This is a genomic window from uncultured Phenylobacterium sp., assembly GCF_902826855.1.
GTDB lineage: Bacteria > Pseudomonadota > Alphaproteobacteria > Caulobacterales > Caulobacteraceae > Phenylobacterium.
Genome location: NZ_CADEGK010000141.1, coordinates 1 through 12452, shown reverse-complemented (window position 1 = coordinate 12452; position 12452 = coordinate 1). Strand labels below are relative to the sequence as shown.

Here is a 12452-nt window from a genome sequence, read left to right as displayed (position 1 = left end):
TTCTGCCGGTGATCCTGCGCCACCGCGGCGCCGCCTTCGCCACCAACCGTCCCGGCATCATGCTCTTCCGGTCCCTCACCGGAACGGCGGGCATGATCCTCTCCTTCTACGCCTTCCAGGAAATGCCGCTGGCCGACGCCAATGCGCTCAGCTTCACTCGCACCCTCTGGCTCGTGCCGCTGGCCGCCCTGGTGCTCCGGGAGAAGGTAGGGCCGATGCGGATCGCCGCCGCCATGGTGGGGTTCGTCGGCGTGCTGGTGATGATCCGGCCCGGCGCAGGAGGAGAGTTCGCCGTTGGCCTCCCGGCGCTGGCGATGCTGGCGTCGGCCTTCCTGTTCGCCTTCACGGTGACCGGCATCAAGGTGCTGACCCGGGACCATGCCCCGATGGTGATCCTGGTCTGGTCGGCAGTGTTGGGCGTGGTGCTGGCCATCCCCGGGGCAGTGATCACCTGGCGGGTCCCGAACCTGCAGGACTTCCTGCTGCTCTGCGCCATGGGCGCGATCGCGACCGCCAACCAGGCTTGCTACATCAAAGGCATGCAGCTGGGTGACGCCGCCGCCATGGCGCCGATCGACTACACCCGCCTGGTGTTCGCCGCCACGGCCGGCTTCCTGCTGTTCGCCGAGGTGCCGACCGTATGGACTTGGCTCGGCGCTGGGATCGTGGTGGCCTCCACCCTGGTGATCACATGGCGCGAGCAGCAGCTGGCCCGCTCGGCGAAGCTGAGCGCCGCGCCGGAGCCGGAGCGCTAGTCTTCGCCGCGGAGCCTCTGGATGTCGCGGCGGGCTGCGGCCTTGTGCTTGGGTTTCAGGTTGCGCCCGAGCACCGCCAGCAGGGCGGCGAACACCGCGGCGTCGTCGGTGTAGCCGAGGCCGGCGATGAAATCGGGTATGGCGTCCACCGGCAGCACGAAATAGGCGAGCGCCGCCAGCATCATCCCCTTCGCGGCGATCGGCGTCTCCTCGTCCTTCGCGCAATACCAGACGCTGAGCGCGTCCCTGGCGAAGGGCACGCGGGCCGCTACACGCCGGATCTTGGGCCAGAAACCCAGCTCCACGCGCTGCTCGTTCAGCTTCATCACAGAGGGCACGAGCGCGCGATCGGGGGCGATGGGCGCCTGCGGATCGAAGGTGACGTCAGGTGAGACTTTCTTGCGGCCGCTCATCGGACTAAGCCTTCGCGCGAATTTACGGCGAACATATGGGAAGGCTCCGGCATGCAACTCAACTCTTCCGTCGCAGCGGTGGTCACCGGCGGCGCGTCCGGCCTCGGTGGGGCGACCGTGCGGGCCCTGGCGGCCCAGGGCGTGAAGGTCGCGATCTTCGACATGAATGAAACCACCGGCGAGGCCATGGCCAAGGAAGTGGGCGGCATCTTCTGCAAGTGCAACGTGACCTCCGAAGAAGAGGTCGACGCCGCCTTCGCCAAGGCGCGCGCCGCCAACGGCCAGGAGCGCATCCTGGTGAACTGCGCCGGCACCGGCAACGCCATCAAGACCGCGAGCCGCGACAAGCAGACCCGCGAGACCAAGCACTTCCCGCTGGATGCTTTCAACTTCATCATCCAGATCAACCTCGTGGGCACCTTCCGCTGCATCGCCAAGTCGGCGAAGGGCATGCTGGACCTGGAGCCCATCGACGGCGAGCGCGGCGTGATCATCAACACCGCCAGCGTGGCGGCCGAGGATGGCCAGATCGGCCAGGCGGCCTATTCGGCGTCCAAGGGCGGCGTGGTCGGCATGACCCTGCCGATCGCCCGCGACCTGTCGGGCGACGGCATCCGCGTGAACACCATCCTGCCGGGCATCTTCGAGACCCCGCTGATGGCCGGCGCTCCGCCGGCGGTGAAGGAAGCCCTGTCCGCCCAGGTGCCGTTCCCCAAGCGCCTCGGCCAGGCTCCGGAGTACGCCCAACTGGCGCTCACCATGATCACCAACGGCTACTTCAACGGCGAGGACGTCCGCCTCGACGGCGCCATCCGCATGGCGCCGCGGTAGATCTACGACGACTGCGAACGGCCCGAAGCCTCCGCGAAAGCGGAGGCTTCGTCGTCTGGAGCCGCAGCTGCCGAGAACCTGGGCGCTGCTCCGCGGTCCTAGCGCAGGGTTCGCTGGAAGAACCGCACAACCGCGGTGTTGAAGGTCTTGTGGAAGGCCGCGCGGTCGATCAGCCCAACACAGATCGGAGGCGCCGCCTTGGCCAACGCCTCGCTGCACGGCGCCATGAAGTCGAAGTGCTCGGCGCCGGGGACGACGCGGTATTCCGCCTTCGGCAGCATCCGGTGGACGGCCTCGGCGTAGTAGGGCTGCGGCAGGACCGTGTCCCACTCCGCACGCCAGAGTTGGACCGGGACGGTCACGTTCGCGAGGCCATCCGGCGCGAAGGTGAAGGCCAGCGCCGGCGCAGCGACCACCGCGGCGCGGATCCGCGGATCGTGCGCCACGAGCGGGGGCTTGGCCGTCGCGCCCGACAGGCCCCGCAGCACCTGGCAGTCGTAGAAGTGCGGATGCTCGGCGCAGTGCCGCGCGGCCGGCGCCATGTCCGGCTCGCCACCCACCGCGCCCAGGACCGTGAAGCCGCCGGAGGAGAAGCCGAAAGCCCCGACGCGCCCGGCGTCGACGGCATGATGTCCGGCCCACTCGGTGGTCATGTAGTCAATCAGCCGAATCAGCTCTCCCGGGCGCTCGGTGATCCGCAGCGCTCGGCTGCGATCGCCGCGGGTGTCGCCCGTGTGGGTAATGGCGGCCACCACGAAGCCTGCCCGGGCCAGGGCGCGGGCGGTGTCGAAATGGTCGGTGTTCGCCCCGCCCGCGCCATGGGAGATCACCACAAGCGGGAGACCACGCCCGGCGACGGGCGCTTCGACGGCGACGGACTGGTGGTAGAGGGCGAGCCTCACGGCGCGTTCCGGGGCATCGGCCGGATACCAGATCATCGCCGCCAGCGGCCGATCGCCGGCCACCGGAACCGACAGCGTCTCGAAGCCCACCGTGCGGGCCTGGGCCACTCCCACCGCCAGCAGTAGCCACAAGACCAAAGTCCCGAGCAGGATCCGCATCGCAAGCTCCGATATCAGCGCCGCTAACATTGCGGGCCAATGTTAGCTGTGTCAACATTGGATATGCCCCGATACCACCACGGCGATCTGCGCGCCGCGCTTGTGCAGGAGGCCAGTGCGGCCGTCGACACGGGCGGCCCCGAGGCCGTCTCCCTTCGCGATCTCGCCAAGCAGCTGGGCGTTTCGACGGCTGCCCCCTACCGGCATTTCGCCGACCGGCGCGCGCTCCTGTCCGAGGTGGCCGAGCGTGGCTTCGTCCAGCTCACCCACGACTACCAGCGCGTGGCCGCCGAGCATGCCGATCCCGTCGTCGCCCAGCGGGAAACGGCGCGGCTCTACCTCGGGCTGGCGTTCCGCAAGCCCGGCCTCTTCCGGCTGATGTTCGCCAGCGACCTGCTCGGCCCCGGGGCCACGCCCGGTTTGCTGAAGGCGGCCGGTGACTCCTGGAGCGCCCTCAGCGCCTCGGTGCGCCGCATGGACCCGGAGGCCGACCCGGCGACCATCACACGCCGGACCATCACCGGCTGGTCAACGCTGCATGGCTTCATCGCCCTGGTGCAGGGCGGTCGGCTGAAGGGGTTCATGACCGAGCCACTGACCGAGGCCGAACTGGTCGAGGCGATTCTCGACAAGACCCTCAGCGGCGACTGATCAGTAGCGCCGCCGGCGCCGCGTCGGGCGGCTGCCGGCCGTCAGGCCGCCCAGAACGCCGCGGATGAGTTCGCGCCCGACCTGGCTGCCAAGGGTGCGCAGCATCGACTTGGCGAACGCCTCGCCCATCCCCTGGCGGTTGGAGGCGCGCGGGGCTGGGGCGCGGCGTTCGGGCTCGTCATATTCTTCGCGTTGTCGTGGGCCTTCCTCGGGCTCCGCGTCCGACCCCCGCTCGGCCACCTTCTCCTTGAGCATCTCGTAAGCCGACTCGCGGTCCACGGCCTGGTCGTAGAGCCCGCTCACCGGGCTCGCCGCCATCAGCGCCGCGCGCTCGGCCGGCGTGGCCGGACCCATGCGGGAGTTGGGTGGGCGGACCTTGGTTTTCTGCACCACGGTCGGCGCGCCGCGGTCGTCCAGCACCGAGACCAGCGCCTCGCCGACTCCCAGCCCCTGGATCGCTTCGGCGGTGTCGAAGGCCGGGTTGGGGCGGAAGCTGTCGGCTGCGGCGCGGAGGCCCCGCTGCTCCACCGGGGTATAGCCCCCCAGACCATTCTCGATCCTGTTGCCCACCCGCCCCAGCACGGTCTCCGGGATGTCGGCCGGGTTCTGGGTGACGAAGTAGACCCCGACCCCCTTGGAGCGGATCAGGCGTACGACCTGCTCGACCTTCTCCAGGAGCGGCTTTGGGGCGTCGCGGAACAGGAGGTGCGCCTCGTCGAAGAAGAACACCAGCTTCGGCCGATCAAGGTCGCCCACCTCCGGCAGCTCTTCGAACAGCTCCGAGAGCAGCCAGAGCAGGAAGGTTGCGTAGAGCCTCGGGCTCGCGATCAGCTTGTCGGCGGCCAGCAGGTTCACGTAACCGCGGCCGGAGGCGTCGCAGCGCATGAGGTCGGAGAGCCTGAGCGCCGGCTCGCCGAAGATGTTGGTCCCGCCCTGGTTCTCCAGCACCAGCAGGCCGCGCTGGATCGTGGCGATGGTGGCGGGCGAAATGTTGCCGTAGCGGGCCGAGAGGTCTTTGGCGTTCTCGGCGGCGTTGGCCAGCATCGCCTGCAGGTCCTTCAGGTCCAGCAGCAGCAGCCCCTGTTCGTCAGCGGCCCGGAAGACGACCGTGAGCACGCCCTCCTGGACGTCGTTCAGCTCCAGCATGCGGGAGATCAGAAGCGGCCCCATCTCCGAAACCGTGGCGCGGATCGGATGGCCGGCAGCGCCGAACAGGTCCCAGAACACGGTCGGCGCAGCGGCGGGGCGCAGCTCCACCTGCATCGCCGCGGCGCGCGCCAGCATCTTCTCGTTCGGGGCGCCCGTCATGCTGATCCCGGAGAGGTCGCCCTTAACGTCGGCGGCGAAGACGGGAACGCCGGCGTCCGACAGTCCCTGGGCCAGAACCTGCAGGGTGATGGTCTTGCCCGTGCCCGTGGCGCCGGCCACCAGGCCATGACGATTGGCGCGAGTGAGCAGGAGCTCCTCGGGATGGTCGGAGAACCCGATGAGGACGCCGTTCTCGGACATGGAGACTCCTACCGCAGACACCTCCACTTCATAGGCGCAGGTTGGCCAGCGCTCAACGCGCGCAAAACGTGGCTGTCGAGGCAAAGCCGCTCCCCATCGGGCGGGAACAAGGGTAGAGCACGGTCGATTGGACGGCGTGGAAGCCCTGCGAGGGCCCCACCGAGCCCTCGAAAGCGCCGTATGCCCGCACCCACCGTCGATCCCGTCTCGCGAAACGCCCTGGTCATTCTGGCGACCATCGCGGCCGGGACGGTGCTCTTCCTCCTGGCCGACATCCTGACGCCGCTGGCGCTGGCGATGTTCCTGGCGCTGATGGTCGACGGTTTCGCGCGCGTGCTGCAGGCGCGCCTTCCGGGCGTGTCGCGCGGCGCGGCCATGCCGATGGCGATCGCCCTGTCGGTGCTGATCTTCGGCGGAGGGGCCTTCTTCATCGTCGACAACGCCACGGCCTTCGTTGGGCAGCTGGTGGACTACACCCCGCGCCTGAACGGCCTGATCGCCCGTGTCGCCGCCATGGCGGGCATGGACGTGCCGCCGACGCTCACCCAGCTGATCCAGCAGCTGAACCCCACCAGCTACCTGGGGCAGGTGGCCAAGGGCCTGCAGAGCTTCGCCTCCACCGCCGCCTTCGTGCTGGTCTATCTGGGCTTCATCCTGGCGTCGCGGCGGGGCTGGGAGCGCAAGGCGGTCAACCTGTTCCGCGCCCGCGAGCAGCGGCAGGAGGCCGTCGAGGCCTTCCTGCGCATCCGCAACGGGGTGGAGCAGTATCTGTGGGTGCAGACGATCACCGGCCTGATGATCGCGGTCGCGGCGTGGGTCGCCATGGCCGCGGTCGGTCTCGACAACGCGGTGTTCTGGGCGATCCTGATCTTCATCGCCTCCTACATCCCGGTGGTGGGCGGCATCGTCGCCGTCGCCGTGCCGCCCATCTTCGCCCTGGTGGAGTTCGAGACCATCTGGCCGGCGGTGATCCTGTTCGGTGTCCTGCAGGTCATCGGCATGTTCGTGGGCAACGTTGTGCAGCCGCGGATGCAGGGCCGCAGCCTCAACATGGACCCCATCGTGCTCCTCCTGGCGCTGGCCTTCTGGACAGTGCTCTGGGGCCTGACCGGAGCCTTCCTCTCGACGCCGCTCACCACGGTGATGATGGTGATCCTTGCGCAGTTCCCCGGCACGCGCTGGATCGCCGTGCTGCTGTCCGCCGACGGGGATCCGGGCCAGCACAAGCAGGTCGAGCCACCGTCAAGCGCCGGGCCCGCGCCGTCGCCGCCAAGCGCGCGCGCCGGCCGGAAAAAGAGCAATCAAGGGACTTAAAACGTGACAGTCGCCTTCCTATCTAGAGTTTGCTGGACGACACATTCGTTCGGCGGATGCGCCTGCCCCCCAACCCCACAGGCGCAGCGAGCACCCCGTGTTCCGCCGCTCCCCCACGGCGGAGCCACACGCCGCCGGACACTCTCCTCCGGCGGCGTTCTCGTGTCTGGGCTCGGCCGATGAGCCGCGGCCGCGCCGCGACGACGCTCGCCAAAGCCCTCAGGGCCGCCCTGGCGGACGACACGTCGGCCGCCGCCAAGACCTACGCCGCCCAGGCGGCGAGCGACGCAGCCCCGGACGAACTGCCCGAACTGGCGCTCGCCGATCTGGCGGAGAACCTCGCCGAGTTCTGGCGCTTCGGCGAACGCCGACGGGGCCGCGCGCCCCTGATCCGGGTCGCCGCGGCGACGGGCGCCAAGCTCGACCGGCTTGAGATTGTGCAGGACGACGCCCCCTTCCTCGTCGACAGCGTGATGGGCGAGATTGCCGACCAGGGGCTGTCCGTGCGCGCCATGGTGCACCCGATCGTGGTGGTTGGCCGCGACCGAGCAGGCCTGCGCGCCCAGGCCGGCCGGCCGCGCCGCGAATCGATGATCGCGGTGCTGATCGAGGACCTCGGCCCCGACCGCGAGAAGGCGCTGGTGGAGGGAGTGAGGGCGACCCTTACCGACGTCAGGGCGGCGGTGGAGGACTTCCCCGCCATGCTGGCGCTGATGCAGCGTTCGACCGAAGAGGTCGCCGCCACCGGCCGGGTGCGGCAAGACGAGGTCGAGTTCCTGAGGTGGCTTAGCGCGGACCACTTCGTGTTCCTGGGCGCGCGCATTTATGAGTACCCGAAGCTGAAGTCGGGTGAGTACGCCGCCGAGGAGCCGGTCTACCAGGCCAAGGACGGCCTGGGCGTGCTGCGCGATCCCGACCGCACCGTGCTGCGCCGGGCCAACGAGCCGGCGGTGCTCATGCGCCAGGTCAAGGATCGCATCGTCCGCGACCCTGCGGTCACCATCGCCAAGTCCAATGTGAGGAGCCGCGTCCACCGCCGCGGCTACATGGACTACGTGGGCATCAAGCGCTACGGCGAGGATGGGCGGCCGAGCGGCGAGGTCCGGTTCGTGGGCCTGTTCACCGCCGAGGCCTACGACCAGCCGGCGAGCGTGGTGCCGCTGATCCGCGAGAAGATCGGCCGCGTCCTGGCCCGGGCCGGCGCCGCGCCTGGCGGTTACAACGAGAAGCGCCTCAAGAACATCGTCGAGAACCATCCGCGCGACGAGCTCTTCCAGATCACCGAGGACGAGCTGCTCGCCCAGGCGCTGGGCATCCTGCATCTGTCCGACCGCCCGCGGGTGAAGCTGTTCGAGCGAAAGGACCCGTTCGACCGGTTCGCCTCCATTCTCCTGTTCGTGCCGCGCGAGCGCTACGACTCGGACCTGCGCAAGCGGGCGGGCGAGCTGCTCGCCCAGGCATTCGGGGGTCGGCTGTCGGCCTACTATCCGAGCTTCAACGACAGCCCGCTGGCGCGGGTCCACTACATCATCGGCTTCTCTCCAGGCCACCATCGCGATCCGGACCTACGCAAGGTCGAGGCCGAGATCGCCGAGGCGGCGCACACCTGGGAGGACCGTTTCGATGCCGCGGTCCGCTCCAGCGCCCGCGACCCGGCTGAGGTCGCCGCGACGCTGGCCAAGTACCGTGACGCCTTCCCGGCCGGCTACCGCGATCGCTTCAGCGCCGCGCAGGCGCTGGAGGACGTTGCGGTGATCGAAGCCTTCGCGGCCGGCAACTCGCTCTGCGCGCGCGCCTATCGCACCGCCGCCGACGGACCGCTGAACTTCCGCCTCAAGCTCTACCGCCAAGTCGTGCCGGCGGCGCTGGCCGACGTGCTGCCGATCCTGGAGAACATGGGCCTGAAAGCCCTGGCCGAGGCCGGTTTCGCGATCAACCCGGAGGGTCAGGACGCAGTCTGGGTGCACGACTTCGAGATCGAAGACCCACGTGGCGCCGACCTGGTGTTCGCCGAGGTCAAGGATGCGCTGGAAGCAGCGGTCGTCGCCGTCTGGACCGGCCGCACCGAGAACGACGGTTTCAACCGCCTGGTCCTGGAGCTTTCCATCCCGTGGCGCGACGCGGCCCTGGTGCGCGCGCTGGCCCGTTATCGCCAACAGTCCGGCCTGGACCCCTCGCAGCGGGTCCAGGAGGAGGCGCTGTCAAACCACCCAGGCGTCACCCGCCTGATCCTCGACCTGTTCCGGGTGAAGTTCGACCCGGCCATCGCCGTCACCCTGGACGCGCGCAAGACCCAGGCCGCCGCCGTGATGGCTGAGATCGTGGACGCGCTGCAGGACGTCGAGAGCCTGGACGACGACCGGGTGCTGCGCCGCCTGGCCCTGCTGGTCGGCGCGATCCAGCGGACCAACTTCTACCAGCTGGCCGCCGACGGCGGGCCGAAGCCCTACATCTCCTTCAAGGTCGCGAGCGGCGAGCTGGCCGACCTGCCGCTGCCCAAGCCCTACCGGGAGATCTTCGTCTGGTCGACGCAGGTCGAGGCGATTCACCTGCGCTTCGGCCCGGTGGCGCGCGGCGGCCTGCGCTGGAGCGACCGCCGCGACGACTTCCGCACCGAGGTCCTGGGGCTGGTGAAGGCCCAGCAGGTGAAGAACGCGGTGATCGTGCCGGTGGGCTCCAAGGGCGGCTTCTTCCCCAAGCAGCTGCCCAAGGGCGGGACCCAGGACGCGGTGCGGACCGAGGCCATAGCCGCCTACCGGACCTTTCTCTCGGGCCTGCTGGACATCACCGACAACCTCACGCCTGGCGGCGCGGTCGACCCGCCGGAGGGCGTGATCGTCCACGACGGCGACGATCCCTACCTGGTGGTCGCGGCCGACAAAGGTACGGCCACCTTCTCCGACATCGCCAACGGGATCGCCGAGGACTACGGCTTCTGGCTGGGGGACGCGTTCGCTTCGGGCGGCTCGGTCGGCTACGACCACAAAGCCATGGGCATCACCGCCCGCGGCGCCTGGGAGGCGGTGAAGCGCCACTTCCGCGAGATGGGCAAGGACATCCAGTCCGAGCCCTTCACCGTCATCGGCTGCGGCGACATGTCGGGCGACGTGTTCGGCAACGGGATGCTGCTGTCGAAGCAGATCCGGCTGCAGGCCGCCTTCGACCACCGCCATATCTTCCTGGATCCCGACCCGGACCCAGCCACCAGCTACGTCGAGCGCGAGCGCCTGTTCGCCCTGCCGCGCTCGTCGTGGGACGACTACGACAGGAAGATGATCTCCAGGGGCGGCGGGGTCTTCGCGCGCGCCCTGAAGGCGATCCCACTCACACCGGAGGTGCGCGCGCTCGTCGGGACGGAGGCCGAGAGCCTGTCGCCCGCCGAGCTGATCCACCTGATCCTGAAGACCCCGGCCGAGCTGCTCTACCTCGGTGGCATCGGCACCTATGTGAAGGCCAGGACCCAGTCCAACATGGACGCCGGCGACAAGGCCAACGATGCGGTGCGCGTCAACGGCGCGGACCTGCGGGTCAAGGTGGTGGGCGAGGGCGCGAACCTCGGCCTCACCCAGGCCGGCCGCATCGAGTTCGCGCTTGCCGGCGGGCGGGTGGAGACCGACGCCATCGACAATTCCGCCGGCGTCGACTCGTCCGACCACGAGGTGAACATCAAGATCACCACCGGCATCCTCGAGCGTAGCGGGCAGCTCACCCGCGCTCGGCGCAACACGCTGCTGCGCTCGATGACCGGCGATGTGGCGGCCCACGTACTGCGCCACAACTACGAGCAGACCCTGGCGCTCTCGTTGCTGGAGATGGACACGGTCGGCGAACTGGAACCGCACGCACGGTTCATGACGGAGCTGGAGCAGGCCGGGCGCCTGGACCGTGTGGTCGAGGGTCTGCCGGATGCGGCCGTCGTCGCCGAGCGGAAGCAGGCCGGCAAGGGACTGACCCGGCCAGAGCTGGCGGTGCTGCTGGCCTACGGCAAGCTGGAGCTCAAGCGCGAGATCGTCGCCAGCCGGGCCACGGCCGATCCGTTCTTCGAAGGCCGGCTGGAGGCCTATTTCCCCAGGCCGCTGCGCAAGTATGCCGACGCCATCCGCCGTCATCGACTACGGCCGGACATCATCGCCACGGTGATCGCCAACGACATCGTCAACCGCTGCGGCCCCAGCTTCCCTGGACGGATCATGTCCTCGGCGGGCTGCGACGTGGTCGCCTTTACCGCCGGCTACGAAGCGGCCAAGCAGGCGCTCGACTTCGAAGTCCTGTGGGCGGCGGTCGAGGCCCAGGACCTGAAGATCCCCGCCGCCGCCCAGATGGCGCTCTTCCGTCGCCTGGTGGCGGCGCTGCGGGGCGCCACCTTCTGGCTGGCGCGCCAGGCGGGGCGTGAGGGCATGGACGTGGCCGAGCTCGTCGCGCGCTATGCTCCCGGCTTCAAGAGCCTGCACGGCCTCCTGCCCGATATCCTGCCGAAGGTGGAACGGGCAGCAGTGGAGCGTCAGCTCGGCCTGCTCGTCGAGGCCGGCGCGCCGGCCCCAATGGCGCTGGCCGCCGCCGTGGTCGGCCCGCTCACCAGCGCTGCGGACTTCGTCGACCTGGCCGAGGGCTCCTCCTGGCCGCTCGCGAACGTGGCGCGGCTCTACTACGCCACCGGAGCGACCTACGCCTTCGATCGGCTGCGGGCCGCGGCCGGCGAGTTCCGCGTGGGCGACATCTTCGAGCGCACGGCGCTGAGGCGCCTGATCGAGGACCTGCTGGCCGAGCAGGCGCAGCTGACCCGGGCGATCATGGCCTTCGCCGGCGACGCACAGGCCGGGGAGGACGCGTCCACCGCCAGCAAGGCGGTCGCCGCCTGGGCGGCGCTGCGTCCGGAGCTCTCCCACCAGGCGACGCGCACTGTGGAGGAAATCGAAGCCGGCGGCGGCGGCTGGACCTTCGCCAAGCTCACCATAGCCAATGCCGCCCTGCGCGAGCTGGCGGCCGACGCGGCGAGGGCGCGGAAGCGACGAGCAGGCTAGCTGCATTTCCTCCCACCAGGGCGGGAGCGCGGCCTCAGTGCCGGAACACCCTCACCCCGGTGAACACCATCGCCAGGCCGCGCTCGTCCGCAGCGGCGATCACGGCCGCGTCGCCGATCGAGCCGCCAGGCTGGATCACCGCCGTGCAGCCGGCGTCGGCGGCCTGGATCAGGCCGTCGGGGAAGGGGAAGAAGGCTTCCGACGCGCAGGCGGAGCCTGTCAGGTCCAGGCCAAAGTCGGCGGCGCGCAGGGCCGCGATCCGCGCTGAGTCCTTGCGGTTCATCTGCCCCGCGCCGACCCCCAGGGTCTGACCGTTGCGGGCGTAGACGATGGCGTTGGATTTCACGTGCTTGGCGATGGTGAAGGCGAACAGCATGTCGCGCACCTCCTCCTCGGTCGGCGCGCGCTTGGTGACGACCTTGAGGTCGGCCGGCGTCATCCGCGCGTCGTCACGGCTCTGGATCAGGAAGCCGCCGGCCACCGACTTGAAGGTCATGCCGCTGGACAGCGGATCGGGCAGGCCGCCGGTGGTCAGCAGGCGGACATTCTTTTTCTTCTCGAACAAGGCGATGGCGTCGGCGTCGGCCTCCGGCGCGATGACGACCTCGGTCAAAAGCTTGAGGATTTCGGTCGCGGTCGCCGCGTCCAGCCGCTGGTTCAGCGCGATGATCCCGCCAAAGGCGCTGGTCGGGTCGCAGGCCAGCGCCCGCTCATAGGCTTCGACCATGGTCTTGCCGGTGGCGACGCCGCAGGGATTGGCGTGCTTGACGATCACGCAGGCCGGCCCGGCGGCGGGGTCGAACTCGGCGATCAGTTCGAACGCCGCGTCGGTGTCGTTGATGTTGTTGTAGCTGAGCTCCTTGCCCTGGAGCTGCCTGGCGGTGGCGACGCCGGTGC

9 protein-coding genes are annotated in these 12452 nt (G+C 69.6%); 5 read left to right on the top strand and 4 right to left on the bottom strand.

Annotated elements, in window-relative coordinates:
• The coding region (locus QZV94_RS17430) for a DMT family transporter (RefSeq protein WP_293679478.1) at window positions 1–755 on the top strand (755 nt) is incomplete at its 5' end.
• On the opposite strand, the gene QZV94_RS17425 is transcribed toward QZV94_RS17430, so the two are convergent.
• Complete coding sequence (locus tag QZV94_RS17425; RefSeq protein WP_293679475.1) at window positions 752–1168, bottom strand: YkvA family protein; 417 nt, start codon at window positions 1166–1168, stop codon at window positions 752–754. The genes QZV94_RS17430 and QZV94_RS17425 overlap by 4 nt on opposite strands.
• Before the next feature lie 51 nt (window positions 1169–1219).
• On the opposite strand from QZV94_RS17425, the gene QZV94_RS17420 reads away from it, so the two are divergent.
• Window positions 1220–1999, top strand: a complete 780-nt coding sequence (locus QZV94_RS17420; RefSeq protein WP_293679473.1) for an SDR family NAD(P)-dependent oxidoreductase — start codon at window positions 1220–1222, stop codon at window positions 1997–1999.
• Between the two features lie 98 nt (window positions 2000–2097).
• Here the strand turns inward: QZV94_RS17420 and QZV94_RS17415 are convergent, their stop codons facing one another.
• The gene (locus QZV94_RS17415) at window positions 2098–3060 is read right to left on the bottom strand and encodes a dienelactone hydrolase (RefSeq protein WP_293679471.1); all 963 of its coding nucleotides are present in this window, start codon (window positions 3058–3060) and stop codon (window positions 2098–2100) included.
• A 63-nt stretch (window positions 3061–3123) separates the two neighbouring features.
• Here QZV94_RS17415 and QZV94_RS17410 point away from each other — a divergent pair, with 63 nt between their 5' ends.
• A complete protein-coding gene (locus QZV94_RS17410; RefSeq protein WP_293679468.1) occupies window positions 3124–3711 on the top strand; it encodes a TetR/AcrR family transcriptional regulator in 588 nt (195 codons plus the stop codon).
• Here QZV94_RS17410 and QZV94_RS17405 read toward each other — a convergent pair whose 3' ends face one another.
• Entirely contained in the window at window positions 3712–5220 is a 1509-nt protein-coding gene (locus QZV94_RS17405) for a helicase HerA-like domain-containing protein (RefSeq protein WP_293679465.1), read from the bottom strand.
• Between the two features lie 180 nt (window positions 5221–5400).
• Between QZV94_RS17405 and QZV94_RS17400 the strand changes: the two genes are divergently transcribed.
• On the top strand, window positions 5401–6534 hold the full coding sequence (locus tag QZV94_RS17400; RefSeq protein WP_293679462.1) for an AI-2E family transporter: 1134 nt from the start codon (window positions 5401–5403) through the stop codon (window positions 6532–6534).
• A 179-nt stretch (window positions 6535–6713) separates the two neighbouring features.
• Window positions 6714–11555: an NAD-glutamate dehydrogenase gene (locus QZV94_RS17395; protein WP_293679459.1), complete on the top strand. Its 4842-nt coding sequence runs from the start codon at window positions 6714–6716 to the stop codon at window positions 11553–11555.
• A gap of 34 nt (window positions 11556–11589) precedes the next feature.
• On the opposite strand, the gene purH is transcribed toward QZV94_RS17395, so the two are convergent.
• On the bottom strand, window positions 11590–12452 hold an 863-nt coding region (gene purH, locus QZV94_RS17390; protein ID WP_293679456.1), incomplete at its 5' end, for a bifunctional phosphoribosylaminoimidazolecarboxamide formyltransferase/IMP cyclohydrolase.